The following is a 25,624-nucleotide window of genomic DNA, read 5'->3' as shown; positions in this document are numbered from 1 at the left end:
AGAGATATTCGAATTACCCTCACGAACCGCTTTTACGAAAAGGAGCATGCATGTTGCCTGATTAGTGAAAGAACGGATCTGTCCGTTATCAGTGTAAGTGAAAAGACGTGTTGTTTTGTCTTTTAAGCAGGGTGGTACCGCGATATATATCGTCCCTTCGTTCATTCGAAGGGGCGTTTTTTATGTTGAATTGTAAAAAAAGGAGATTTGGATATGAGTCAATTGATGGAAGAATTATCGTTCAGAGGATTAATTCAGCAACAAACAGATGAAGAAGGTTTAACAAAATTATTAGCAGAAGAAAAAATCAAGCTATACTCCGGCTTTGATCCAACAGCTGACAGCTTGCACATTGGTCACTTACTGCCAATTTTAACATTGCGCAGATTCCAAGAAGCAGGTCATCATCCGATTGCACTTGTTGGCGGCGCAACTGGACTGATTGGTGACCCAAGTTTCAAAAAAGCAGAACGTTCACTAAACCCAGCAGAAATCGTCGAACAGTGGTCAGAGAAAATCAAAGGCCAGCTCTCTCAATTCCTTGATTTTGAAGCAGGTGACAACCCAGCTGTCATCGTCAATAACTATGACTGGATCAGTCAAATGAATGTCATCACGTTCCTTCGTGATATTGGGAAGAACTTCGGTGTCAACTTCATGCTCGCAAAAGATATCGTCAGCTCCCGTATTGAAACAGGGATTTCGTACACAGAATTCAGCTACGTGATTCTGCAATCGTTAGACTTCTTGAACCTTTACAGAAATGAAAACTGTAAGCTGCAAATCGGCGGAAGTGACCAGTGGGGAAATATCACATCTGGACTTGAGTTGATCCGTAAGTCTGAAGCAGAAGGCGCAAAAGCATTTGGTCTCACAATGCCGCTTGTGACAAAAGCAGACGGCACGAAATTTGGGAAAACGGAAGGCGGCGCCATCTGGTTAGATAAAGAAAAAACATCACCATATGAATTCTACCAATTCTGGATTAACACAGATGACCGTGATGTCGTGAAATACTTAAAATACTTTACGTTCCTATCAAAAGAAGAGATCGCATCGTACGAAGAAAAAGTGCAAACAGCCCCTGAAAAGCGTGAAGCACAGCGCCGTTTGGCAGAAGAAGTCACAACACTTGTGCATGGCCGTGAATCACTAGAACAGGCTGTCAACATCTCAAATGCGCTATTTAAAGGCGAGATCAAATCTCTTACAGCAGAAGAAGTGAAAGTAGGCTTTAAAGATGTGCCATCAATGGAGAAAGACAGTGCAGAAGAATTAACACTTGTTGATGTTCTTGTCGAATCAAAACTGTCTCCATCAAAACGTCAAGCACGTGAAGATATCACAAACGGTGCCGTCTACATCAACGGAGAGAGGCAAACCGACAAAGACTATGTCCTTTCAGCAGATGACCGAATTGAAAACCAATTTACGGTCTTAAGAAGAGGGAAAAAGAAATATTTCCTTGTGACGTATAAATAAATCCTTATGAAACAGTAAGTATCATGAAAAGCACCTCAAATGTTCATATACATTGAGGTGCTTTTCTTTTTTATTCAGAAGTAGGAATTAAGCTTTTACAGAGCGGTTTTCTCTCATTTGTCTGTTTCTTATTCAAGGAGTGAATTTTCGTTTGTATAAGCATGTTCTACCTTACAAATTCGGGTTGTATAGGATTCATACCAATCTTTTTTTCCTTTTTTTTGAACACGCTGATGTGCTGTATGTGCTTTCCATTCTTTGATGGCTGCTAATGAATCCCAGTAAGAGACAGTGATTCCAACACCATGTTCATCTCGTACACTTTCTATTCCAAGAAACCCGTCTAGTTCTTTCGCTAATTCTTCCATTTTTTGAGCAGCCACGGCGTATTCTTTCTGCTCGACATTTGTTCGTTTTGATGTGAAAATCACCGCATAATAGGGTAGTGCAGGTGTTTGAGTAAACAGCATCTAGCAGAACCTCCTTTTGTCTATTCACATTATATATGAAAGATAGAGGGGCTCGTAGTCTTTTTGTTTTAATTTAAAAAAGTCCAAGGTGCTTTATGATTATTTATATTTCTGTAAAATCATCTCATAAACATTACCTTGTTCACTTTTCTGACATATTTTTCTTGTATAAAATAGAGTCGAATAAGATGAATAAGGGGGAATGAAAGTGATTCGATTTAAGAAAAAGAGTTTGCAAATTCTTGTTGCCTTTGCCTTAGTGCTAGGTTCAATAGCCTTCATCCAGCCGAAAGAGGCCAAAGCGGCTGAGCATAATCCGGTTGTAATGGTACACGGCATGGGTGGTGCGTCTTATAACTTTGCTTCGATCAAACGATACTTGGTATCACAGGGATGGGATCAAAACCAACTTTTTGCAATCGATTTCATAGACAAAACAGGTAATAACCTGAACAATGGCCCGAGGCTCTCTAGATTCGTCAAAGATGTACTAGCCAAAACGGGCGCCAAAAAAGTAGATATTGTGGCTCATAGTATGGGCGGTGCGAACACGTTATACTATATTAAGAACCTAGACGGGGGAGATAAAATTGAAAACGTCGTCACACTTGGTGGAGCAAACGGACTCGTTTCACTCAGAGCATTACCAGGCACCGATCCAAATCAAAAAATTCTTTACACTTCTGTCTATAGCTCAGCCGATCTCATCGTCGTCAACAGCCTCTCTCGCTTAATTGGCGCAAGAAACGTCCTCATCCACGGCGTTGGACATATCGGTCTATTAACCTCAAGCCAAGTCAAAGGCTATGTGAAAGAAGGATTGAATGGCGGAGGACAGAATACGAATTAATATAAACATGGCCAGCTTCCAATAATGGAAGTTGGTTTTCTTTATTTTCACCAGTAATTATTATTAATGAAGAAACTGGAGTCACTATTGATTAGTCGATAAATTAAAAGTAATCTGTGTGAATACTCGAAATGATTGTCGATGAAATGAGACTATGGTACGATGAATATATATTAAAAAGTAATTCGTACGAATTACTAAATGAGGGCGGGATATGAAGCTTGAACAAATCATAACGATCAAAATGGGGAAAAATCAATCAAGAAAAAACGAGCATGATCATGCTGACTTATCTACATATTCTTATGAAGATTTAATGAAAGATTTAGATGGTGCTTATTTAAACTCCATTGTAAATGAAAAAGAAAGCACATTATTAACGGTTGATCCGTACTTAACAAATGTTTGTGATGTTGTCTTCAGCTTCGTTAGTTCGATTGCAGGAATTGTCAGTATCGAGACTCAAGGTAAAGTCATGAACCAAAACTTTGCCAAGCTGATCATAGAAACTGAAGAACTAGATAAGCAGTATTTATGTTATGTTTTAAATGAATCTCAATTTATGAAAAAACAAATGGCAGTTTCTATGCAAGGAAGTACGGTTCCAAAATTAACACCTGGCATTTTTCGTGGGTTAGAAGTGTATCTTCCTTCTATTGAAAAGCAACAAGTGATAGGAAAAGCCTATTTTCATTTTAGAAAGCGTCAAGCGCTTATGAAGAAACAAGCAAAATTAGAAGAACAACTATTTTTAGAAGTATTAAAACAACATGATCAATAAAGAAAAGTGAGGAAATGACGATGGCTGACTTACATACAACATTATTTAGTGCCGCAGATGACCTTAGAAGCAAAATGGATGCTTCAGAGTATAAAAACTATTTATTAGGATTGATCTTCTATAAATATTTATCTGATCGATTATTAGAAAAAGTGGTCGAAGTTGCAGATGAATCACTGGAAGAGTATGACACGCAGGATAAACAAGCGCAATTATACAAAGAGTTGTTATCAGATGAGGATATTCAAAAAGACTTAATTGAAACATTAGTCGATACGATAGGGTATGATATCGAACCAACGTATTTATTTAGTGAGTTAGCGAGTCAGGCAAAACAGAATATATTTCAGTTGAATGATTTGAATAAAGCATTCATTGATTTATCGACGAAATATCTTCAATTTAGTGGCTTGTTTGATGATGTGGATTTGAAATCGAAAAAACTAGGGTCAGATGATCAACAGAGAAATATCACCATTACAGAGGTACTGAAAAAATTAAATGATGTCGATGTTATTGGTCATAATGGAGATGTCATTGGGGATGCTTACGAATATTTAATCAGTCAATTTGCCTCTGAAGCAGGGAAAAAAGCAGGCGAATTCTATACACCACATGAAGTGTCTATCATGATGGCGCGTATTGTGGCAATGGGACAAGAGAAAAAAAAATTATTCAGTGTGTACGATCCTACTATGGGATCTGGTTCTTTAATGTTAAATGTTCGTAATTACATTAATTATCCAGAAAGTGTAAAATATCATGGGCAAGAACTGAATACGACAACTTATAATTTAGCAAAAATGAACTTAATTTTGCACGGTGTCGATTACGAGGACATGCGCTTGCGTAACGGGGATACACTAAATAAAGACTGGCCAACCGATGAGCCATATACATTTGATTCAGTTCTAATGAATCCGCCATATTCAGCTAAATGGTCAGCAGACGATACATTTTTAGATGATTCACGTTTTAATCGCTATGGAAAGTTGGCACCGAAATCAAAAGCGGACTTTGCTTTTCTTTTGCATGGCTTATATCATTTAAAAGATTCTGGAACTATGGCGATTGTCCTGCCACATGGTGTTCTTTTTAGAGGCGCAGCAGAAGGCGTCATTCGTAAAAAATTACTAGAAGATGGACATATTGATACGGTGATCGGTTTACCGGCAAACTTATTCTTTGGTACTAGTATTCCAACCACTGTCATCATTTTAAAGAAGAACCGTACAACGCGCGATGTACTATTTATTGATGCGAGTAAAGAATTTACCAAAGGAAAAAATCAAAACAAATTATCAACTGGCCACATTGATAAAGTAGTAGAGACATATCAAAAACGAGAAGATGTAGAAAAGTATGCACATGTCGCAAGCTTTGAAGAGATTAAAGAGAATGATTTCAACTTAAATATTCCAAGATATGTCGATACATTTGAAGAAGAAGAGCCTGTCGATATGACCGCCATTGGAACAAAAATCCAAGAGATTCGAAAAGAAAAAGAAGAACTAGAGTCTAACTTATATGAAATGATTTCTTCTATGCAGTTTGATGAGGAAAATGCAAAATGGATGAAAGGTGCGTTAGAGGTGTTCAAACGTGGGGAGTAAGAAAATACCAGAAGTGAGATTTAAGGAGTTTAGTGGGGAATGGGAAGAGTGGAAGTTAGGAGAAGTTGCAGATGTGTATGATGGTACACATCAAACCCCAAAATATACAAAAGAAGGCATTATGTTTTTAAGTGTTGAAAATATAAAAAGCCTTAAATCTTCAAAGTATATAAGTGAAGAAGCGTTTAATAAAGAGTTTAGAATAAGGCCTGAAAAAAATGATTTGTTAATGACTAGAATAGGTGATATAGGAACCGCGAATGTCGTAGATGAGGATGTTCCTATCGCTTATTATGTTAGTCTTGCATTAATTAAAACCCAAGTATTAAATCCATATTTTTTACAAGCCAATATTCATGCTCCAACAACGCAAAAAGAGCTGTGGAGAAAAACATTGCATATCGCTTTCCCTAAAAAAATTAATAAAAATGAAATCTCCAAAATTACAATCTTATGTACATCCTTTGAAGAACAGATGAAAATTGGATGCTTTTTCAAGAAGTTAAACGAAATAATCGCTCTAAAAGAACGAGAACTAGACACTTTAAAACAAACGAAACAAGGATTCTTACAAAAAATGTTTCCGAAAGAAGGAGAATTGGTACCGGAAATTCGTTTTACTGGATTTAGTGGGGAGTGGAGAGAGAGTAGATTAATTTCTCTTGTGGATAGAGTAAAATCATACTCACTTTCTCGTGACGTGGAGACGCTTAATGATACCGGATTTCGATACATCCATTATGGTGATATTCATAAAAAAATTGCGAATATTGTGGGGAGGAAAAATGAACTACCTAATATTCTAGCAGGTGACTATGAGCTGTTGAAAAAGGGTGATTTAGTACTAGCAGATGCATCTGAGGATTATCAAGGAATAGCAACTCCTGCACTAGTTTATGAGGATATTCCTTATAAATTAGTGGCTGGATTACACACTATAGCTTTACGACCTAAGCAAAAACAAGTTAACTCTTTGTTTTTATATTATTTAATAAACTCTCACCCCTTTAGAAAACATGGTTATAGAGTAGGTACAGGTATGAAAGTGTTTGGAATTAGCCTCACAAATGTACTGAAGTTTGAATATGTGTACCCATCTATAGATGAACAAACTAAAATTGGAGAGTTTTTCATGAAAATAGACGAAACAATCACTTTAAAAGAAAAAGAACTAGATATTCTAAAGCAAACCAAAAAAGCCTTTTTACAAAAGATGTTTGTCTAAGCAAAAGGGGGAAATAAAATGGGGAAGAATGAACATAGAGATGAAACAGAAATAGAACGTCAGTTAATTGAGGTAATGGGCGAAGGACATAATCAATGGAACTATCGTCCGGATTTAAAATCAGAATCCGACTTATGGCAGAACTTACGAAAGATCATCACACAAAACAACTTATCAGAAATTGGGGAACATCCGATTTCTGATAAGGAATTTGATAAAATTAAAACGGAAATTTTAAATAAAACGCAAACACCTTTTGATGCAGCAAGGTGGCTAAAAGGTGAAAATGGGATTGCTCGCATTACGATTGAACGAGATGATGTGTCCCTAGGTTCGATGTCACTCGTTCTTTATTCAAATCATGATATCGGTGGGGGCATTTCTACATATGAAGTTGTTCATCAAATTGCGAAAAAAAGAGAGAGCATTGACGAACGCGACCGTCGTTTTGATGTGACGTTATTAATCAATGGGTTACCCATTGTGCAAATTGAATTAAAAAAGGTTACGGCAAAAGACGGTGTGTTTCAAGCATACAATCAAGTGAAGAAGTATGCAGAGGAAGGGCTATTTCGTAATAATATTTTTTCCACTCTTCAGTTATTTGTCATTTCAAATGAACAAACGACTCGTTATTTTGCCAATGCTCTGCCAAAAGATATGCATAAGAAGTTTGTTTTTAGTTGGCGGACAAAAAATAACAGTAAAGTTAACAATCTCTATGAATTTGTGAAACAAGTATTGAACATTCCAGATGCCCATCGATTGATCGCTCAATATACCGTTGTGAGCGAAGAAAATGATCAAAAAGCGTTAATGGTTTTACATCCATATCAAATACACGCAATTGAAGCATTGTTTACGGCGGCGATGAAGCATGAATCTGGATATGTATGGCATGCCACAGGGTCAGGAAAGACATTAACGAGTTTCGTTGCAACCAAATTATTAGCAAGGAAACCTGGCGTTGACCGGACGATTATGCTCATTGATCGAAAAGATTTAGACAATCAAACAACGACAGAATTCACAAGGTTTGCGTCTGAATTTAATACAGGTATCTCTTCAGGTAAGGCAAAGTCTAATAGTTTAATTGTTGGAACTGGCAGTGCAAAAGAACTGAGTGAGACATTATTAGCGGATGCCAATTCAAATACCATTATTATTACGACTCGTCAGAAACTAGATAATGCTATCAATTATGCAAAAAAACAAGAAGAGCAAGATGGAAAGAACCGATTTCAAAAACTGATCGGACAACATATTGTCTTTGTTGTTGATGAATGCCATCGAGCATTAAGTGCGGAGGGCATGGAGTCTGTGAAGAAAACGTTCCCTAATTCTACTTGGTTTGGTTTTACTGGAACACCTATTTTCGATGTTAATAAAAAACAACCAAAAGGGCAGTTAGCTCGTACGACTCGTGATCAATACGGTGAAGAGCTTCATACATATACGATTAAAAACGCCTTAGATGATGGTGCAGTTCTAGGATTCCAAGTAGAACATGAAGATACGATTGAACCAAACTCTCTTAGCAATCATATTTTTTCTCGGCTTCGTCAAAATGACAAATACGCTCATCTTAGTGATGATGAATTAAATACGTATATTGATCAAATGGATGGGATGGAGAAGGAATCCCATTTGCCATCCACTATCTATGAAAGTGATGAGCATATTCAAAAGGTCATCCATAAGATATTTCGACCGGATAATGCTTATACAAAGTTTGATTTCAAAAACGGACGACCGCAAAAGTCCGCTATTTTGACAACAAACTCTATTGCGATGGCCAAACGATATTATGATGCGATAAAAAGGATGACGAAAGATCCTGATTGGATGGCAAAAGAGTTTGAAGGTCATCCGATTCGTAAAGGGCGAACGATAGAGGATAAGGATTTTCCTAGAATCGCGATCACCTACTCATTAAATGATAATGAAGAAACTTCAAAACTAGATCAAGAAGATATGATAAACATCATCAAAGACTATAATCAATCTTATGATACCGCTTGGTCGATTCAAGATATTGAGCGGTATAATGGGGACATTAACAACAGATTAGCCCGAAAAAAAGCGGAGTTTAAACAATTTGGTAAGCATATAGATTTAGTGATTGTGGTTGATCGCCTTTTAACTGGCTTTGATGCGCCGACCATACAAACTCTTTTTGTGGATCGACTACTAGAGTATGCGGGTTTAATTCAAGCTTTCTCGCGAACAAATCGTACATATCCTGGTAAAACAAAAGGGCTCATCATGACGTTTAGAAAGCCGTGGACGATGGAGTGGAATGTAGAGGAAGCGACCAAGACATACTCTAACGAACAGGAAGAAACGAATCTTGTGTACCCAACTTATGAAGAATCATTGAAACGATTTAAAAAGGCACATAAAACCTTAAAGTCACTTGATATCAATCTTTCTGAATTGGACGAGCATTCGCCAGTAGAGGAACGTGTTGAATTTGTTAAAGCATTCCAAGAGCTGAGTAATGCTTATGAAGCTCTCGTGACGTATGACAATTACAACGATGATATGGAAGCATCAAAAGCCTTGCGAGAACAAGTGATGGTGATCGAAGAAAATATCGGTATATACAATACAATCAAAGGCTCACTAGTAGAAGAAGGGACGAAAGAGAAAGAAGAGAAAACACCCAACTTCTCGGATATTGAATTTTATGGTGAGAATTCTGTTAAGCTATACGACATTGACTCTGCCTTTATTGATCAACTGTTAGGAAATTACTCTGCCAATAATCATGATATCCGTCAAGAAATCGAAAAGGCACTTCAAAAATTGAAAAAAGCTGAAGTTGTAAAAGAGGTGTATCGAGCGATCCTCAATGAAATGGACAATAAACAGGTGAATCCAGATGAAGATATATTAGTGGTCAAACGAACATTCTTTACAAAAAAGAAAAATTCCCATATTAAAGAATTTGCTGAAACGTGGTTCGTGGATGAGAACGAACTCCATTTATCATCTATTCAATATATGATAGGAACTGATCCTATTCCGAATATAGGGAACATCATTGATAGTAAACAGTTTGATCAATACAAAGCAATTCATCCGGATGCGAAACCATTAAAATACGGGCCTGAAATGAAACGTGCGTGGAGAAGATTGTTAGATGAAGTGATTGTTCCTCTGGATGATGAATTAAGATAATCTTGATAAGGAGTTTCAAATGACGCAAAAACTCAAACAATATTTCTTAGGCTACTTTCTCTATTTCCCATGTTCATTTCTGATCATCTATATGATCTGGATGGCAATCGTCAAATCAGTGCAATGGGCAGAAGTCATATCTAATTGTACATCCATCATTGGTATCTATTACTTAATAGCCAGTGTGTGGTTTGTCTTTTTACTGCAAAAACAGACAAAACATCGTACATAGCCAAATAAAAACATGTACAAATCAACCGCCATTCCTTACACTACATATAATGAACGAGAATCTTCGGAGGTGGGTATTTGTGCAACATCATCAAAAGGCTTTGATTATGGTCGATGTACAGAAAGCATTCGAGCACGAAAAATGGGGAGAACGGAATAACCTAGATGCAGAGAAGAACATCAGTCGTCTATTGACGTTTTGGAGAGAAAAAGGATGGACAGTCATTCATATTCAGCATACATCGGATCAGCCGCACTCCTTATTTCATCCAGCAAATGAAGGGCACTCCTTCAAAGAGATCGCTAAACCGCTAGATGAAGAAACGGTCATACAAAAGAAAGTCAACAGCAGCTTTATAGGCACAAACTTAGAGGAACAACTAAGATCAAACGAGATCGACACTGTTGTGATTGCTGGACTCACAACACCGCACTGCGTATCTACCACAACAAGAATGAGTGGAAACCTAGGCTTTGATACATACCTCATGTCAGATGCAACAGCCGCCTTTGGTTTAACAGATCAAACCGGTACATACTATGATCCAGAAACGATCCATCGCCTTTCACTTGCAACACTGCATGACGAATTTGCGACTGTCCTGACAACTGAGCAGCTGATCACAAATTGGGCAAGCAAAAGCTCCTAGAATCGTCTCTAGGAGCTTTTTGCTTGTTCATCCAGCGGCTGTTTTCGTTGTTCAATACTTGAGTAGATGAGATCAATACCAATAAATAAGAAGCTGACAAAGAAAGATAAAATGAGTGTGCCGTGCTCCCAAATGGAGACATTGACTATGTTCATATTAAGTACAAACTTAATTGAGAAATGCACAACGATCCATGAGAGTAAAAATTCAAAGATAAACGTGAACCATTGAGGAAATCTTAGCAAAGAGGAAATTCCTTTACCAATGAATACTAAAAAGATCGACCAAAAAAGAACAATCCCACTGACGAATAGACAGAAGGTCAATAATGAAAGAAAGGATGCATAGGTAATATATTCTCCAAAAAGAAAATTCACTCCTAATGAAACAACATAAAGTACAGAACTTGGAATGATGATGACAAAACTAATCGAAAAAAAGATGAGTAAAATGAGGAGAATTTCAGCGATAGTTCCAGGCGCTTCATCGACAACTTTTGTCTTTCTCAAAACCGCATAGATAACAATTGAAATGAGCATAAGTGCTAACATAAATGAAATGATCGACAAATTGTTTTCCTCCTTAACGTTCCTTATATTATTGTTTTAAGTTGGGAGTTATCCAGTAAATGTAATTGTAAGAGGAAAACGAAAAAGAGTAAAGAGTAATCGGTGTTCTAATTTTCTTGTGTGCAAATAAGTTATTTGTAGCTAGAGAGTATCATACAAAAGACCGAACAAAAAACCCTAGAAATCCTTGAACAATCAAGGTCTCTAGGGTTTGTTTGATCACTCTCTGAGAGAGTCATGAAATTAACGAGAGTAGAACTCAACGATTAGTTGTTCGCTGATTTCAGGCGCTAATTCAGAACGCTCTGGAAGACGAGTGAAAGTTCCTTCAAGCTTTTCAGCATCGAAAGTAAGGTATTCAGGTACGAAGTTGTTCACTTCAACTGATTCTTTCACAACTGCAAGGTTTTGAGATTTCTCACGAAGAGCAATCGTTTGACCTGGTTTCACAGAGAAAGATGGGATGTCTACACGGCTTCCATCAACAAGGATGTGACCATGGTTTACTAGCTGACGAGCTTGGCGGCGCGTACGAGCAAGGCCAAGACGGTATACTAGGTTGTCAAGGCGAGTTTCAAGAAGGATCATGAAGTTTTCACCTTGTTTACCAGGAAGTTTAGCAGCTCTGTCAAATAGTGTACGGAATTGACGTTCGTTGACACCGTACATGTGACGAAGCTTTTGCTTCTCTTGTAATTGTAAACCGTATTCAGATAGTTTTTTGCGTTGTCCTGGACCATGTGGGCCTGGAGCGTAAGGGCGTTTTTCAAGTTCCTTACCTGTTCCGCTTAATGAAATGCCTAAACGGCGGGAAATCTTCCAACTTGGACCTGTATAGCGAGCCATAATGTGACTCCTCCTTATTGTTTTTATTTGTGAAAAATAAAAACCGTCTGTTCTTTGTCTTTTCCGTCATTATGTTTTCATGCATCCTCGCTCCAGCAGCAGGGAGTTACAAGATGCACCTCCATATAGAAGGAACAAAATGATACAAAAAAGCCGAACAAAAAGGCTGCCATATTTCACACAAACTCTATTATATGACGCCAGATAGGAGAAGTCAACCTATTTAAAGAGGAGAATGTCAAACACGGCCGGCTTTACCGATAAAGAAAAAAGCAGACACATTGTCTGCTTTTCACGCATCATGACGCATCAGTAGATGCTGATAACGCATTTTGGAGAACCTCTGTAAATTGAACTAAGTACGTTTCATCCACTTCTTTGAAACGATCTTTCACTGGACTGTCAATATCGAGTACCCCAATGATTTGTCCATTTACTTTAAGCGGGATCACAATTTCAGATTGCGATGCGGCATCACATGCAATATGACCAGGGAATGCATGCACATCAGCGATACGCTGTACATCACCTGTCGCAAATGCTGTACCGCAAACCCCTTTTCCAGAAGGAATGCGTACACATGCAGGCAGTCCGTTGAATGGACCAAGCACAAGCTCTCCGCCTTTTGCTAAATAAAATCCTGCCCAATTGACCTCAGGAAGCGAGTGATAAAGCAGCGCCGCAGCATTGGCTAGGTTGGCAATGAGATCAGGTTCACCATCCGTAATCGCTTCTACTTGCTTGATGAGTAATTGATAGTCTTTCGATGGATCGCCAGACTGTTTTTCGACATGAAACATGAAAATCTCCTACTTTCTATCTCAAAAATACATAACTTGCGCTTCGCATGTGGGATTTGTCGAGCAATGATTAAAGGAACTTCCGCCTTCACCTTGAAGTATGTACACATGAAGAGGGGTGAGCGGATGAAAACATCAACAACCGTGCAAACAAAAGACCGTATTATTGAAGCTGCCATCAGACTTTTTAACCAAAAAGGATTTTCTGGAACCTCTGTCCGTGAGATTGCGAAGGAAGCAAACGTCAACGTTGCCCATATATCTTATTACTTTCAAGGAAAAGGAGGGCTGCTCGAGCAGCTCGTATCCGATTTTTATGAAGGCTATATTCAGATGATTGAATCGCACATCCAGCACATGGAAACCCGTCATGCAAAAGAATGTTTACTTCATGTGGTTTTTGATATTTTATCTTATCAGCATGAAAATCGTCAATTAACCCGTTTCGTTTATCGAGAAGTGACCATTGATTCAACGTTGATCAGGGAAATCATGTCCACCTATTTAACAAAGGAAAAATACTTGTTTCAGCTCATCATTGAAAAAGGAAAAAGCACCCATGTGATTTGTAAGCAGCTGTCACTCTCATCATTTATGATCCAGCTAAAATCACTTCTGATGATGCCATATCTGCAGCCGCAATATTTAACAGAGGTGCTTTATATCAACCCAAACGAGCCTTACTTTTATCAAACGTACTATAAGGAACTGAGCCGGTCGCTTCATCATCTGTTAGAACCAAATGAACCCGCACTTGATCCTCACCTGAAACTCATGATGTCTTCAAATTGATCATACGCATACCCGAGATCTTCCGCTTGATGGGCATCAGACCCGAATATGAGCGGAATTTTTTTCTGTTTTGCAAGATCGATCATCCATTGATCTAAATAGATACTTCTGGCATATGTTTTACGAAGACCTGATGTATTAAAATCTAAGGACATGCCTTTTTTTGCCGTTTCTTCAAGACAAAGGGTGACCCTTTGACATAGTTCTGGCGACATTTCGTATGGGAAAAGTTGTTTGAATTTCTGGACAAGGGTGATATGACCGATTCTCTTTGGCTTATATGGACCTAAAGATGATAGAATAGAAGAATGAATTTGGTCATAGTAGCTTTGATAGACGTGTTCGGTGCTGCCATAGATACTGATCAGCTGCTTGAAGGCGTGCTCATCAAAATCAAGACAAATATAATCATTGCCAGCAGGAAGAAAGTGAACAGATAAAATGCTATCGTCTAGTTCAGGGCCGTAGCAGTCTAAAAAGGCACTTGTTTCCTCTTCATACTCTTTGATATAGTCGACCTCAAGCCCAGTTTTTACTATTAACTGTCCTTTATATTCCTGTTTCAGCTGATCCAGCTTCGTCAAATAGGCTTCAAGGTCTCGAAGCTTCATGGCGCTATCCTGCTCAGGCGTTGGATCTCGAAACGAAGGAGGCAGCGGGGCATGCTCGGTAAAGGTGATGGAATCAAATCCCTTTTTCATAGCTTTTTCAATATAAGAATGAAAAGGATCAAGCGTACCGTGCGGGCAAAATGGCGTATGTAAATGTGCATCTTGTTTCAACATGTCGTCACCTCTTGTCGATATTTTGAAAAACGTCATGTTTATCAGCGAAAATAATGAAAAATCATGACCAAAAATGCTGGTTACATGGTATCATAATAACAATGAAAACGACAGCTTCCGCATACATAAAAACAGGTCACATCAATACATGTGATCAAATGATAGAAAGCCTGAATGACTTTCTTGAAAAAACATACATAAAACCGTGAATGGATCGTATTGGCAAAAATACAATCCTGCTTATAAAAAACAAATGCAAAGCGGACACGAAAGGGTTCTCAGGTCTACTCGGGACACTACCCTGACATCACTTAGATCACAACAAGGGGGCTCATTATGGAGTTTATCATCGGTTTAATTGTCATTTTGCTTGCTTTGTTTTCAGTCGGTTATTTCCTCAGAAAAAATATATATAAAGAGATTGACCGATTGGAAGCATGGAAAATTGAAATTTTAAACAGATCAATTGTAGAAGAAATTTCAAAAATCAAACATTTAAAAATGACCGGAGAAACAGAGCAGTTTTTTGAAAGATGGCGTGCAGAGTGGGACGATATCGTCACAGCCCATCTTCCAAAGGTAGAGGAGCTATTATACGATGCAGAGGAGTATTCTGATAAATATCGATTCTCCAAAGCGAAGCAAGTTCTTGCACATATAGGAGATCTGCTCACGGCTGCTGATTCAAACATCGAAGACATTTTAAAAGAGATTGCAGACCTTGTCACAAGTGAAGAGCAAAACCGAAAAGACATCGAGAAGGTCAAAGAGCAATATCAAACGGTACGAAAAAATCTACTTGCTTACAGCCATTTATACGGCACCCTTTATGACAAAATGGAGCAGGACTTAGATGAGGCCTGGGAAGGGATCAAGCAGTACGAGGAAGAAACAGAAAACGGAAACTACATGACAGCAAGGAAAATTTTGCTTGAGCAAGACCGCAGACTCGATCAGCTGCAATTATATATCAATGATGTACCGAAGCTCATCGCAGACTGCAAACAAACGGTGCCAGGTCAGCTAACGAAGCTGAAAGACGGTTATAAAGAAATGACAGACAAAGGCTACAAGCTAGAGCACATCCAGATCACAAAAGAGCTGGAGAACTTGAATAAACAGCTGACCCGGGCGGAGAAACTGCTGATTGATGAACTCAATTTAGATGAAGCATCAAGCATTCTGCAAATGATTGATGATGCGATTCAGACGCTGTATGATCAGCTAGAAGCAGAAGTAGAAGCAGGTCAGGAAATCAAGAGCAAAATGCCTGAGCTGACCGAAGCATTTGAAAAACTTGAACAAGACCACACGCAGACTAAGGCAGAAACGGCTCTTGTGAAAGAAAGCTACAAGCTGACAGCGGGAGAGCTGGATCAGCAGAAAGCCTTCGAAAAACGATTAGAAGAAATTGAAAAGCTCATGAAGCAAATACGAGAGAAGCTTGATCGTGACCATGTCGCATACACATTATTAATGGATGAAATCAATCAGCTTGAGGCCTTTATTGAGGAAGCCAAAACGCTTCATGAAGCGTTTAAAGATCACCTTCAATCGTTACGAAAAGAAGAATTACAGGCAAGAGAAACATTGGCTGAACTTAAAACAATGCTGACAGATACAGTGCGCCAGCTGCACAAAAGCAACATTCCAGGTGTACCTGCTGACATCAAAGACCGTGCTGAAAAAGCGCAGGAGATGATTCAGCAAGTGCAGGAGCAGTTAGAGAATTTGCCGCTGAATATGCTAGCAGTGAACCAGCAATTAAAAGAAGCCTCTGAAACAGTCAGACAAGTGGTTGATGAAACACATGACATGCTTCGTAAAGTGGATCAAATTGAACGGATTATACAATACGGCAACCGGTTTAGAAGTCAAAACCACATTCTTTCAGAGCAATTAAAAGAGGCAGAACGAAGATTTTATGCCTATGATTATAACGATTCATTTGATGTGGCAGCAGCAGCTGTCGAAAAAGCATCACCTGGAGCCGTTCAGAAGCTTTTAACTCAGCAAGAAAAAGAATATCAGCATCAATAAAAAAGCTGAAGTCCATTTTGGGACTTCAGCTTTTTCCATGTTATGAAGCTTGCTTTTGGCGTTCTTCTGAAGCAGAAGAAGTGAATAGAGAGATAACAAATCCAATTACGATTCCGAGTATGGCAGGTACAATCCAGCCAATGCCAAGGTCATATAGCGGCAAGATCGTTTGAAAGAGATCTTTCACAGGACCAATCGGCAGTTTCGCCGCTGCTAAGCCGTCAAACAGACTGACGCAGCCAGTTAAAATCAAAGTAAGGACATACACAGGTCTTCTATGACCAAGCCATTTGTCAGCAAGTGATAAGACGATAATCACAATCGCTAACGGGTAAATCGCAGTTAACACAGGTACTGAAAAAGCGATAATATGAGCAAGTCCAAAATTTGAAATGATAAAACTGAATAATGTGACGAGTGTAACGACCATTTTATAAGAAAGTTTAGGTAATAAATTTGAGAAATACTCTCCGCACGATGTCACGAGACCGATACTTGTGGTTAAACAGGCAACCGTAATCGCCGCACCTAACACAATATTACCTAAACTGCCAAAAAGAAATTGAGAAGACTGAGCCAAGATTTTACTACCATCTCCAACAAAACCAATCGCGTGTGTACTTGAAGCACCTAAATAAGCAAGTGATAGATAAACAAATGTTAATCCGCAAGCTGCAATTAGGCCAGCTTTGATACAAGCAGATGTGAGTGCTTTTTTACTTGTTACACCACGTCCTTTAATGGCGTTGATGACAACAACCCCAAACACAATAGATGCAAGAGCGTCCATGGTTTTATAGCCTTCTAAAAACCCTTTGAAAAATGATCCATTGCTATAGGACACATCAGGTGTGCCAATGACGCCCATTGGTGTCAAAATGGCTTTGACGATAATAATCAAAATGATCGTAAATTTAATCGGTGTTAACACTTTCCCTACACGATCCACAATTTTCGTTGGATTTAGTGCAAGATAATACGTAATACCAAAAAAGGCCAGTGTAAATAAAAGAAGTGAGAGCCAAGCTGGTACACCAGCTAAAAAGGGTAGTGCACCAATTTCATATGAAACCGTTCCTGTACGAGGAATAGCGAAAAGTGGCCCGATAGATAAATATAAAATGACGGTAAACGCTGTTCCAAAAGCTGGGTGAGCTTTATCAGCTAATCCTTTCGCATCTCGACCTGTCAAAGCGATTGCAATAATCCCTAGAAGAGGTAAACCGACACCTGTTAATAAAAATCCGCCCATTGCTTTCCACACATTTTGCCCAGCATATTGCCCAAGCTCTGGTGGATAAATCATATTACCGGCGCCGAAGAATAGAGCAAACAGCATAAAACCTATGATAACCGTATCTTTCGTCGACAAAGTTGCCTTCATTGCATTTAAAGCCTCCATTATTATGTTGAAATATTCTGTTAATTAGTTGCTAGGTAACCGTTCATCATTAACAATCACTAATTATAAAGGATGTACGCCTGATGTCAACATGTGTTTTCGTACAAAAGTCATGAATTTTTCTATTTTAGTATATGAAGAACAATAAAAAAACATCCCCTTCTTCTTTGGAAGGGGATGTTTTGGCTTGTGATGTTATGAGGCAAGTTGCTTTGGTGGGCTGGTAAACATGGAAATAAGTACACCAATCAAAGCACCGATAATAGCGGGTATGATCCAGCCAATGCCTAAATCGTAAAACGGAACAATTGATTTCAAGATGCCAGGCAATCCGCCTAGATTCACTTCGGCAGCTAATAATCCATCAATGATGGCAAAGAAACCAGTAAAGATGAGAGAAGTGATATAAATGATTCTTCTGCCGTTAATCCAGCGGTCAAGGAACGATAATAAAATAATGACAATGGCCAGTGGATAGATGGTCACAAGAACTGGAACAGATAGTGAGATGATCTGTGCGAGTCCAAGGTTTGCAACCAGTGTACTAAATAAAGAGACGATCAGAACGACTGTGCGATAAGACAGGCTAGGGAAGAGCTTTGAAAAGTATTCTCCACAAGATGAAATAAGTCCAACACTAGTCGTTAAACAAGCGAATAAAATGGCTGCGCCAAGAACAATGTTACCAGCAGAACCGAATAAAAAGTTGGCAGAAAGTGAAAGCAGTTTGCCGCCATCATTTGCTCCAACCATTCCCGTGGCATCGGGGCTTGAAGCACCCACATAAGCAAGTGAAATGTACACGAGTGCCAGTCCAACAGCTGCTACGAGTCCTGCCTTAATACAAGCTGCTGCAAGAGATTTTCGCTCTGTGATGCCTCTGTCCTTAACAGCTGTCACCACGACGATTCCAAATACGATAGAAGCAAGTGCATCCATTGTTTTATAGCCTTCTAAAAATCCAGTGAAAAGCGGATTTGCCTCATATGTTTTATCTGGAGCACCGATCATTCCCATTGGCGTAGCAATGGCTTTAATGACAATAATAGCAATAACAGTTAATAAGATCGGTGTCAAAATTTTACCAATACGATCAACCAGCTTTGAAGGATTTAACGCAAGCAAGTATGAAATAGTGAAAAACACTACGGTAAAGATGAATAGTGGTACCCATGAAGTGGCTTGGGCACCTGAGAGAAATGGAGCTAATCCTATCTCATACGAAACCGTACCAGTTCGCGGAATGGCGAAAAATGGTCCAATGGATAAATACAGAATAACGGTAAAGATAGTCCCGAATTTAGGGTGTGCTTTATCGGCAAGACCTTTGGCTCCGGTACCTGTAAGGGCGACAGCAATAACCCCTAATAGTGGAAGACCTACGCCTGTAAGTAGGAATCCCCCGATGGCAAGCCATACGTTTTCACCAGCATATTGTCCAAGAACAGGCGGGAAAATCATATTTCCTGCACCAAAGAATAATGCAAAAAGCATTAGTCCAATAGCAAATGTTTCTTTTATACTTAAACTATTATTCAAAATAGTCCCTCCTCAATCAGTGTATTGTGTCAAATTTAAATATTCTGACAATTTAGGTGTTTATATGACAATTGCACTATGGATGATATAGTGAAAATAAAAAGTTGTCAACTGCCATTTTCAGAAAATTCTCTGTCTGACTTCATTATGGTAACATATAAATGCATTTATTTTTTAAGTTTTTTTGTAAGGAGTTTAAGATATGATTTATCTTGATAATAGTGCTACAACAAAGCCTTATCCAGAGGTTTTACAAGTACATCAGCAAGTGAGTGAGCGTTTTTTTGGGAATCCGTCTTCGCTGCATCAACTTGGAGTTGATGCGAGCCGTCTATTAAGTGAAACGCGAAAACAAATCCTTCACTATACAGGTTTTACACAATATGAGATTATTTTTACTTCAGGTGCAACAGAAGCAAATAACATTGCCATCAAAGGGGCTGCTCTTGCCAAGATGAACCGAGGCAGACATATTGTCACAACAGCGATTGAGCATCCATCTGTCATTGAATCGTTTGAACAGCTGAAAACATTATTTGGCTTTGATATTTCCTATATTCAAGTAAATGAGCATGGCCGTGCAGATATGACGCATTTAAAAGAAGTGCTTCGCCCTGATACAGTGCTTGTCAGTCTCATGCATGTAAACAATGAAACAGGCGCGATTCAGCCGATAGAGGAAGCGGCCAGCATCATTCGGAAGTATGCCAAAGAGGCGATTTTTCATGTCGACGGCGTACAAGGAATTGGCAAGGTTCCGCTGCCTAAAGAGATGGATATTGATCTTTTAACGATGTCTGGTCACAAAATTCATGGCTTAAAAGGCACAGGAGCGCTCTTTTTAAAGAAAGGTGTAGTGCTTGCCCCTTTTATCACAGGAGGAGAGCAGGAACTAGGCCTTCGCTCAGGGACTGAGAACCCTGCTGGAGCTGTCAGTTTAGCAAAAGCCATAAAGCAATCATTTGAATATTTAAACAAGCATCATGATGAGATGATCGCCTTAAAAACGGAGCTAGAGCAGCAGCTTGGAAAGATAGAAGGCGTCGTCATAAACACACCGCTGACGCATAGCGCACCGCACATTGTGAATTTTTCAGTGCCAGGTATTCAGATCGAAGTCCTTCTGCATATGCTCGAAAAAGAAGGCATTTACGTTTCGACAACGTCTGCTTGTTCTGCTAAGAAAAAGGAACCAAGCCGTGTCCTGCTGGCGATGGGAAAATCAGAAGAAGCAGCCAAAAGCAGCATGAGAATCAGTTTGACATATGGACAAGGACCAGAGCTAGCGCCGCAAATCATCACATCGATCGCACAAAGTGTGAAAAAATTAAAAGGAATGAGATAACAACATGAAGTATGACCATATTTTAGTCCGTTTTGGTGAGATTTCAACAAAAGGGAAAAATAGAAAGAAATTTATCGAAAAACTAAGACAGCATATCCGGTTTGTATTAAAAGACTTTGAAGCATTAAAGTATGCATCTGACAGAGACCGCATTACGATCATGCTAAACGGAGAAGATCCTGAACCGATTTCAGAACAGCTTAAAGGTGTATTTGGCATTCAAAGCTTTAGCCTGGCTGTGAAATGTGAGACAAATCTTGATGCCATCAAAGAAGCGGCACTCTCAGCGGTTCAGGAAGTGTATAAACAAGGAAATACATTTAAGGTCTCAACGAAACGCTCTTATAAACAATTTGAGCTTGATTCAAATGAAATGAACCGAGAAATTGGTGGACATGTTTTAAGGAATACAGACAACTTAACCGTTAATGTGAAACAGCCAGATGTTCACTTGCGAATTGAGATAAGAGAACATGCGACGTACATTACATTTAAAGATGTAAAAGGTGCAGGCGGACTGCCAGTTGGTTCAAGCGGAAGAGCGATGTTGATGCTCTCTGGCGGCTTTGACAGCCCAGTGGCCGGCTATCAGGCAATGAAACGAGGCATTCAAATTGAAGCTGTTCATTTCTTTAGCCCACCTTATACAAGTGAACGTGCCAAGCAAAAGGTCATTGATCTAGCGGAATGCTTAGCTGCCTATGGAGGCGAAGTCAAGCTTCACATCGTTCCTTTTACGAAAATCCAAGAGCTCATTCACAAACAAGTACCAGAAAACTATACGATGACTTCAACGAGAAGAATGATGCTCAAAATTGCAGATAAAATAAGAGCCAAGCGTGATGCGCTTGCCATTATTACAGGGGAAAGCCTTGGTCAAGTGGCAAGTCAGACACTTGAAAGCATGTATGCCATTAATCATGTCACAAACACACCGATCATTCGCCCGCTAATTGCCGTGGATAAGAATGACATTATCGAAGAAGCGAGACGAATTGGCACATATGAGACAAGCATTCAGCCATTTGAGGATTGTTGCACGATCTTTACGCCGCCATCTCCAAAAACAAAACCAAAGCTTGAAAAAGTAGAACGCTACGAAAGCTTTGCTGAATTCGAGCCAATGCTTGATGAGGCAGTGGAGCAGATCGAAACAATCGTTGTCACAAATGAAAAGAAAGCAGCTGACAAATTCGCTGATTTATTCTAAATAAAAAATTTCATAATAATTACCATAAAATCAATCGCATGAAGTCATGTGTTTCTACACATTCTATATTCACAAGGAGGTGAGAACACATGGCTCAACAAAACAGACAAAGCAGTTCTAATCAATTAGTCGTTCCAGGCGCTGCACAAGCGATCGACCAAATGAAGTACGAAATCGCTTCAGAATTTGGCGTAAACCTTGGACCAGAAACAACAGCTCGCGCTAACGGATCAGTTGGTGGAGAAATCACTAAGCGTCTTGTATCTTACGCTCAACAACATATGGGTGGCGGATCTTTCTAAGACACACAATTAAAAAGCTATGGCTTATGAGCGGGTTCATTCCCGCTCTTTTTTTGTACATAAATTGTTAGAATATTTTTAAAAAAGAAGACGAAATGAAAAAATTATGGCATAATACTAGGAGTAGGTCCTAATTCAAGCATTTTTCAGTTATGAGTGTTAGAATAGGTAAATTGAAACATGATTCAATAGAAAGAGGCTAAAAGGAGCTGTACCATGAAAAGAGAAGACTTAATTGCACCAGAACAATATAACTTAGTCAGTGAGATTGAAGCGTTCAGTCATGACCAGGAGAAAATCGCCCTGCACTGGCAGGACGGAAATGGCCATGAAGCACATGTGACATATGCAGCATTAGTGGAAGAGGCGAATAAAATTGGTCATGTTCTATTAAATGCAGGCTTTAAAAAAGGCGATAAAATCATTGTGATGGTGCCTCGTATGCTAGAGGCATACAGCATTTATTTAGCCATTTTAAAAACAGGAATGGTTGTAATTCCTTGTTCAGAAATGCTTCGCGCTAAAGATATAGATTACCGAATTGAACATGCAGAAGCAAAAGGAGCGATTGTTTACGCATCATTCATTCAATCGTTTGAAGGAACCAACCAGCCAAAAGATTTCAAAACATTCTCGATTGGTGAGAATGATCATGGCTGGACAAACATTGTTGCGCAAAAGGAAGAGCAGTCAAGCGAGTTGAAATTGGCAGACACAACACGTACAGACATGGCGTTTCTCTCTTATACATCAGGCACAACAGGTAACCCAAAAGGGGTTGTTCATACACACGGCTGGGCGTATGCACATTTACGTACTGCGGCCAAAGCATGGCTCTCCATTAATGAAGGGGATAAAGTATGGGCAACAGCAGGACCAGGCTGGCAAAAATGGGTGTGGAGTCCTCTCTTATCTGTTTTAGGAAGTGGAGCAGAAGGTTTTGTTTATGGAGGGAAATTTAATCCGAATACGTACTTAGAGCTGCTTCAAAAAAATGAAATCAATGTTCTATGCTGTACACCAACAGAATATCGATTTATGGCAAAAGTGGATGACCTCAGTCAGTACGAGCTACCAACATTGCATAGTGCTGTTTCTGCGGGAGAGCCGCTCAATCGTGAAGTCATCGATACGTTCAAAAAACATTTCGATATCGAAGTGCGAGATGGTTACGGGCAAACAGAAAGCACGCTGCTAGTCGGGGTGCTGAAAGGAATGGACATCAAGCCAGGCAGCATGGGCAAACCAACACCAGGCAATGAAGTAGAGATCATTGATGAGAATGGCCAGATCTGTGCTCCAGGAGAAATAGGTGACATTGCCGTTCATCTTGAAACGCCGGCTTTATTCAAGGAATACTACAAAGATGCAGAGCGTACAAAGGCGCAGCGCCGCGGGGATTACTTTATTACCGGTGACCGTGCGAAAAAAGATGAAGACGGGTATTTTTGGTTTGAAAGCCGCAGGGATGACATCATTGTCAGCTCAGGTTATACAATTGGTCCATTTGAAGTCGAAGATGCACTGATTAAACACCCAGCAGTGAAAGAATGTGCGGTTGTGGCAAGTCCAGATGAAATCAGAGGATCAATCGTGAAAGCATACGTCGTCCTGCGTGATGCATCTGCACAAAGCGATGAGCTGATTAAAGAACTGCAAACACACGTGAAAAATACAACAGCACCGTACAAATATCCAAGAGAAATCGAATTCATTGACGAGCTACCAAAAACTCCGTCAGCGAAAATTCGACGTGTTGAGCTGAGAGAAAGAGAGCTTGCACGAAAATCATCATAACAGTAGAAACAATAAGCGTCTGGATGGAAAATCATCCAGCGCTTTTTTTATTGGACAAATCAAATATGTAAAATTGGTTCATGATGTTTTATGTTAAAATGTGTAAGGATGACTTAAAAAAGGAGAATGTTCTGAAAATGTCGATTGCGATAATTCATGGGATTGTGCTTGCCTTTGGCCTTATTTTACCTTTGGGCGCACAAAATGTATTTGTATTTCAGCAAGGAGCCCTTCAGCCTCGATTATATCGCGTACTGCCTGTGGTCATTACAGCTGCTCTCTGCGACACACTTTTAATTACTTTAGCTGTCATTGGGGTTTCGGTTGTTGTACTCACCATTCCTATCTTGCAAATGGGTCTTTTTATCATTGGATTTTTCTTTTTACTTTATATGGGGTGGTCAGTTTGGAACACGAGCTCCGCAACAGGTAATCAAGAAAAGATGGACCTGATGCCTATGAGAAAACAAATCATATTTGCTTGTTCCGTCTCACTTTTAAATCCTCACGCGATTCTCGATACAATAGGAGTGATAGGAACGAACTCTCTTCAATATCATGGGGCGGAGAAGGTGGCATTTACCGCAGCCTGTATCATCGTCTCGTGGTTATGGTTTATGGGTCTTGCCCTTCTCGGAAAAATGTTAGGAAAGCTAGATACAAACGGCAAGTGGATGAACCGGATCAATAAAGCCTCTGCGGTCATGATCTGGCTGGTTGCATTATATATCGCCTATCAGCTTATTGGATAAAGGATACATAGAGCAAAAGAGACGTGATGCATGAAAATGAGTGCTGAACATGTCATGGGAAAAAGCGTTGGATGGAAAACATCTGGCGCTTTTTTGTTGACTACTATCTCGGGAGAAGCTTCAGTTACATCCTGTTCATTTTTATCAGACATGCTGACGATTCAATTACCTGGAGGAAATGATCAAAATAGAATGTATGCTACACTAAAAAAATGTATTTTATTGGATGTGGAGGTTTTCAAATGGCTCATAAAGAACAGCGTAAAGGGGCAGTGCTTGCTGTCTTTGATACATTGACGTTTGGTGTACCAGTCTTGTTGTGGAATTTATATAAGAATACGAATAAAACATTGAAGCTGATGATCCCGATTATTCCAATAGTAGGTTTCATCACGTATCTTTTAGCATCTCTTTACTAAGTGTTCAAAAATCATTTGCATGAGCGATACGCTCATGCTTTTTTCATTCGATCATTTTTTGAAGATGGTTTGATTTAATAGACGAAGAGCTTGTACGATATCATCCATTTGATTTTGGTCAGAGGAAGAAAGGCTGTCCATGAGCATGGATTCAATTTGTTGAAATGCTTTGTCCATACACGCACGACCTTTTTTAGACAGCATAATGACATGTTTTCGCTTGTCATCTTTATCTGCTTGTCTATCAATGAATTGTTTTTCGTGAAGCTTTTTCAATTCTCTGCTGACATTCGGAAGAGACATGTGCTGACAATCGGCGATTTCACTAGGTGTTAGCGGCTCACTGACGGCTAACTGCTCCAGAATCAAATATTGTAGAGTGGTTAGATCAGATGGTTTGACCTTGCTCATCATAGCATGTTTCAGCTCAGAAAAAGTAGAAGCAAATGTGACAAACTCTTTGAAAAAATGTGGGTTTTTCATCATTTTTCACCTCTTACATACCATATCAAATTTGTTATCAAAAAACAATTATCATTTG

At 39.2% G+C, this 25,624-nt stretch carries 24 protein-coding genes and 1 other annotated feature (1 of these 25 running past the window's edge); of the genes, 16 read left to right on the top strand and 8 right to left on the bottom strand.

All coding sequences use genetic code 11. The features are described 5' to 3' along the window. Nucleotides 1–160, top strand: a binding site (T-box leader) (it extends 78 nt beyond the left edge of the window). A 53-nt stretch (nucleotides 161–213) separates the two neighbouring features. Beyond that, nucleotides 214–1,482 (top strand): tyrosine--tRNA ligase, encoded by a 1,269-nt coding sequence (gene tyrS, locus MHI20_RS07320; protein ID WP_008343066.1) that lies wholly within the window; start codon nucleotides 214–216, stop codon nucleotides 1,480–1,482. Between the two features lie 128 nt (nucleotides 1,483–1,610). Here tyrS and MHI20_RS07315 read toward each other — a convergent pair whose 3' ends face one another. Beyond that, nucleotides 1,611–1,952, bottom strand: coding sequence for an antibiotic biosynthesis monooxygenase family protein (locus MHI20_RS07315; RefSeq protein WP_135009407.1), 342 nt, complete (start codon nucleotides 1,950–1,952; stop codon nucleotides 1,611–1,613). A 232-nt stretch (nucleotides 1,953–2,184) separates the two neighbouring features. Here MHI20_RS07315 and MHI20_RS07310 point away from each other — a divergent pair, with 232 nt between their 5' ends. The 7 genes from MHI20_RS07310 (at nucleotide 2,185) to MHI20_RS07280 (ending at nucleotide 10,485) form a co-directional block, all read left to right on the top strand. Next, nucleotides 2,185–2,802 (top strand): esterase/lipase family protein, encoded by a 618-nt coding sequence (locus MHI20_RS07310; protein ID WP_412836555.1) that lies wholly within the window; start codon nucleotides 2,185–2,187, stop codon nucleotides 2,800–2,802. 214 nt (nucleotides 2,803–3,016) lie between these two features. Further along, nucleotides 3,017–3,583, top strand: a complete 567-nt coding sequence (locus MHI20_RS07305) for a restriction endonuclease subunit S (protein WP_340937378.1) — start codon at nucleotides 3,017–3,019, stop codon at nucleotides 3,581–3,583. A gap of 20 nt (nucleotides 3,584–3,603) precedes the next feature. Next, nucleotides 3,604–5,196 (top strand): type I restriction-modification system subunit M, encoded by a 1,593-nt coding sequence (locus tag MHI20_RS07300; protein ID WP_340937377.1) that lies wholly within the window; start codon nucleotides 3,604–3,606, stop codon nucleotides 5,194–5,196. Beyond that, nucleotides 5,186–6,421, top strand: coding sequence for a restriction endonuclease subunit S (locus MHI20_RS07295; RefSeq protein WP_340937375.1), 1,236 nt, complete (start codon nucleotides 5,186–5,188; stop codon nucleotides 6,419–6,421). The genes MHI20_RS07300 and MHI20_RS07295 overlap by 11 nt, the downstream gene beginning before the upstream one ends. Nucleotides 6,422–6,439: 18 nt before the next feature. Continuing rightward, the gene (locus MHI20_RS07290) at nucleotides 6,440–9,604 is read left to right on the top strand and encodes a type I restriction endonuclease subunit R (protein ID WP_340937374.1); all 3,165 of its coding nucleotides are present in this window, start codon (nucleotides 6,440–6,442) and stop codon (nucleotides 9,602–9,604) included. Nucleotides 9,605–9,623: 19 nt separating this feature from the next. Then, nucleotides 9,624–9,836 carry a hypothetical protein gene (locus tag MHI20_RS07285; protein WP_035702043.1) on the top strand — a complete coding sequence of 71 codons (213 nt, stop codon included), beginning with the start codon at nucleotides 9,624–9,626 and terminating at the stop codon, nucleotides 9,834–9,836. Nucleotides 9,837–9,885: 49 nt separating this feature from the next. Next, complete coding sequence (locus MHI20_RS07280) at nucleotides 9,886–10,485, top strand: cysteine hydrolase family protein (RefSeq protein WP_100325111.1); 600 nt, start codon at nucleotides 9,886–9,888, stop codon at nucleotides 10,483–10,485. Between the two features lie 8 nt (nucleotides 10,486–10,493). Here MHI20_RS07280 and MHI20_RS07275 read toward each other — a convergent pair whose 3' ends face one another. The 3 genes from MHI20_RS07275 to MHI20_RS07265 form a co-directional block, all read right to left on the bottom strand. Beyond that, nucleotides 10,494–11,054 carry a hypothetical protein gene (locus MHI20_RS07275; protein ID WP_100325112.1) on the bottom strand — a complete coding sequence of 187 codons (561 nt, stop codon included), beginning with the start codon at nucleotides 11,052–11,054 and terminating at the stop codon, nucleotides 10,494–10,496. A 243-nt stretch (nucleotides 11,055–11,297) separates the two neighbouring features. Beyond that, nucleotides 11,298–11,900, bottom strand: coding sequence for a 30S ribosomal protein S4 (gene rpsD / locus MHI20_RS07270; RefSeq protein WP_007501777.1), 603 nt, complete (start codon nucleotides 11,898–11,900; stop codon nucleotides 11,298–11,300). 299 nt (nucleotides 11,901–12,199) lie between these two features. Next, nucleotides 12,200–12,700 (bottom strand): GAF domain-containing protein, encoded by a 501-nt coding sequence (locus tag MHI20_RS07265; RefSeq protein WP_340937368.1) that lies wholly within the window; start codon nucleotides 12,698–12,700, stop codon nucleotides 12,200–12,202. A gap of 126 nt (nucleotides 12,701–12,826) precedes the next feature. On the opposite strand from MHI20_RS07265, the gene refZ reads away from it, so the two are divergent. Then, nucleotides 12,827–13,492 carry a forespore capture DNA-binding protein RefZ gene (gene refZ, locus MHI20_RS07260; RefSeq protein WP_008343081.1) on the top strand — a complete coding sequence of 222 codons (666 nt, stop codon included), beginning with the start codon at nucleotides 12,827–12,829 and terminating at the stop codon, nucleotides 13,490–13,492. On the opposite strand, the gene hisJ is transcribed toward refZ, so the two are convergent. After that, nucleotides 13,462–14,277, bottom strand: a complete 816-nt coding sequence (gene hisJ, locus MHI20_RS07255) for a histidinol-phosphatase HisJ (RefSeq protein WP_047945281.1) — start codon at nucleotides 14,275–14,277, stop codon at nucleotides 13,462–13,464. The two genes, refZ and hisJ, sit on opposite strands and share 31 nt — an antisense overlap. Before the next feature lie 336 nt (nucleotides 14,278–14,613). Here hisJ and ezrA point away from each other — a divergent pair, with 336 nt between their 5' ends. Then, nucleotides 14,614–16,317, top strand: coding sequence for a septation ring formation regulator EzrA (ezrA, locus tag MHI20_RS07250; protein ID WP_338705693.1), 1,704 nt, complete (start codon nucleotides 14,614–14,616; stop codon nucleotides 16,315–16,317). A 40-nt stretch (nucleotides 16,318–16,357) separates the two neighbouring features. Here ezrA and brnQ (MHI20_RS07245) read toward each other — a convergent pair whose 3' ends face one another. Both brnQ (MHI20_RS07245) and brnQ (MHI20_RS07240) read right to left on the bottom strand, forming a co-directional pair. Continuing rightward, the gene (gene brnQ / locus MHI20_RS07245) at nucleotides 16,358–17,701 is read right to left on the bottom strand and encodes a branched-chain amino acid transport system II carrier protein (RefSeq protein WP_024718689.1); all 1,344 of its coding nucleotides are present in this window, start codon (nucleotides 17,699–17,701) and stop codon (nucleotides 16,358–16,360) included. Between the two features lie 213 nt (nucleotides 17,702–17,914). Continuing rightward, a complete protein-coding gene (gene brnQ / locus MHI20_RS07240) occupies nucleotides 17,915–19,258 on the bottom strand; it encodes a branched-chain amino acid transport system II carrier protein (RefSeq protein WP_340937365.1) in 1,344 nt (447 codons plus the stop codon). A 202-nt stretch (nucleotides 19,259–19,460) separates the two neighbouring features. Between brnQ (MHI20_RS07240) and MHI20_RS07235 the strand changes: the two genes are divergently transcribed. From MHI20_RS07235 to MHI20_RS07210, 6 genes are all read left to right on the top strand, one after another. Beyond that, nucleotides 19,461–20,603 (top strand): cysteine desulfurase family protein, encoded by a 1,143-nt coding sequence (locus MHI20_RS07235; RefSeq protein ID WP_340937363.1) that lies wholly within the window; start codon nucleotides 19,461–19,463, stop codon nucleotides 20,601–20,603. Between the two features lie 4 nt (nucleotides 20,604–20,607). Further along, entirely contained in the window at nucleotides 20,608–21,813 is a 1,206-nt protein-coding gene (gene thiI, locus MHI20_RS07230; protein ID WP_024718686.1) for a tRNA uracil 4-sulfurtransferase ThiI, read from the top strand. 89 nt (nucleotides 21,814–21,902) lie between these two features. After that, on the top strand, nucleotides 21,903–22,115 hold the full coding sequence (locus MHI20_RS07225) for an alpha/beta-type small acid-soluble spore protein (RefSeq protein ID WP_003216385.1): 213 nt from the start codon (nucleotides 21,903–21,905) through the stop codon (nucleotides 22,113–22,115). A 216-nt stretch (nucleotides 22,116–22,331) separates the two neighbouring features. Beyond that, nucleotides 22,332–23,912 carry an acyl-CoA synthetase MbcS gene (gene mbcS, locus MHI20_RS07220; RefSeq protein ID WP_047945286.1) on the top strand — a complete coding sequence of 527 codons (1,581 nt, stop codon included), beginning with the start codon at nucleotides 22,332–22,334 and terminating at the stop codon, nucleotides 23,910–23,912. Nucleotides 23,913–24,049: 137 nt separating this feature from the next. Beyond that, nucleotides 24,050–24,664 (top strand): LysE/ArgO family amino acid transporter, encoded by a 615-nt coding sequence (locus tag MHI20_RS07215; RefSeq protein ID WP_041506718.1) that lies wholly within the window; start codon nucleotides 24,050–24,052, stop codon nucleotides 24,662–24,664. Nucleotides 24,665–24,906: 242 nt separating this feature from the next. After that, nucleotides 24,907–25,083 (top strand): hypothetical protein, encoded by a 177-nt coding sequence (locus tag MHI20_RS07210; protein ID WP_008356320.1) that lies wholly within the window; start codon nucleotides 24,907–24,909, stop codon nucleotides 25,081–25,083. Between the two features lie 51 nt (nucleotides 25,084–25,134). On the opposite strand, the gene MHI20_RS07205 is transcribed toward MHI20_RS07210, so the two are convergent. After that, nucleotides 25,135–25,569 carry a MarR family winged helix-turn-helix transcriptional regulator gene (locus tag MHI20_RS07205; protein WP_340937360.1) on the bottom strand — a complete coding sequence of 145 codons (435 nt, stop codon included), beginning with the start codon at nucleotides 25,567–25,569 and terminating at the stop codon, nucleotides 25,135–25,137. Between the last annotated feature and the right edge of the window lie 55 nt (nucleotides 25,570–25,624).

The sequence above is a fragment of the Bacillus sp. FSL K6-1106 genome (genome assembly GCF_038005245.1).
Classification (GTDB): domain Bacteria; phylum Bacillota; class Bacilli; order Bacillales; family Bacillaceae; genus Bacillus; species Bacillus altitudinis.
Note: the sequence above shows the minus strand (reverse complement) of the source record. Positions and strands in the feature narration are given on the sequence as shown.

Bases quoted from the DNA above. Each gene is read 5' to 3' on its own strand.
- ezrA (WP_338705693.1), top strand. From the start codon at position 14,614: ATGGAGTTTATCATCGGTTTAATTGTCATTTTGCTTGCTTTGTTTTCA.
- MHI20_RS07290 (WP_340937374.1), top strand. From the start codon at position 6,440: ATGGGGAAGAATGAACATAGAGATGAAACAGAAATAGAACGTCAGTTA.
- MHI20_RS07265 (WP_340937368.1), bottom strand. From the start codon at position 12,700: ATGTTTCATGTCGAAAAACAGTCTGGCGATCCATCGAAAGACTATCAA.
- tyrS (WP_008343066.1), top strand. From the start codon at position 214: ATGAGTCAATTGATGGAAGAATTATCGTTCAGAGGATTAATTCAGCAA.
- mbcS (WP_047945286.1), top strand. From the start codon at position 22,332: ATGAAAAGAGAAGACTTAATTGCACCAGAACAATATAACTTAGTCAGT.
- MHI20_RS07300 (WP_340937377.1), top strand. From the start codon at position 3,604: ATGGCTGACTTACATACAACATTATTTAGTGCCGCAGATGACCTTAGA.
- MHI20_RS07305 (WP_340937378.1), top strand. From the start codon at position 3,017: ATGAAGCTTGAACAAATCATAACGATCAAAATGGGGAAAAATCAATCA.
- MHI20_RS07280 (WP_100325111.1), top strand. From the start codon at position 9,886: ATGAACGAGAATCTTCGGAGGTGGGTATTTGTGCAACATCATCAAAAG.
- MHI20_RS07210 (WP_008356320.1), top strand. From the start codon at position 24,907: ATGGCTCATAAAGAACAGCGTAAAGGGGCAGTGCTTGCTGTCTTTGAT.
- MHI20_RS07315 (WP_135009407.1), bottom strand. From the start codon at position 1,952: ATGCTGTTTACTCAAACACCTGCACTACCCTATTATGCGGTGATTTTC.
- brnQ (WP_024718689.1), bottom strand. From the start codon at position 17,701: ATGAAGGCAACTTTGTCGACGAAAGATACGGTTATCATAGGTTTTATG.
- MHI20_RS07285 (WP_035702043.1), top strand. From the start codon at position 9,624: ATGACGCAAAAACTCAAACAATATTTCTTAGGCTACTTTCTCTATTTC.
- refZ (WP_008343081.1), top strand. From the start codon at position 12,827: ATGAAAACATCAACAACCGTGCAAACAAAAGACCGTATTATTGAAGCT.
- MHI20_RS07215 (WP_041506718.1), top strand. From the start codon at position 24,050: ATGTCGATTGCGATAATTCATGGGATTGTGCTTGCCTTTGGCCTTATT.
- MHI20_RS07235 (WP_340937363.1), top strand. From the start codon at position 19,461: ATGATTTATCTTGATAATAGTGCTACAACAAAGCCTTATCCAGAGGTT.
- rpsD (WP_007501777.1), bottom strand. From the start codon at position 11,900: ATGGCTCGCTATACAGGTCCAAGTTGGAAGATTTCCCGCCGTTTAGGC.
- thiI (WP_024718686.1), top strand. From the start codon at position 20,608: ATGAAGTATGACCATATTTTAGTCCGTTTTGGTGAGATTTCAACAAAA.
- MHI20_RS07225 (WP_003216385.1), top strand. From the start codon at position 21,903: ATGGCTCAACAAAACAGACAAAGCAGTTCTAATCAATTAGTCGTTCCA.
- hisJ (WP_047945281.1), bottom strand. From the start codon at position 14,277: ATGTTGAAACAAGATGCACATTTACATACGCCATTTTGCCCGCACGGT.
- MHI20_RS07205 (WP_340937360.1), bottom strand. From the start codon at position 25,569: ATGATGAAAAACCCACATTTTTTCAAAGAGTTTGTCACATTTGCTTCT.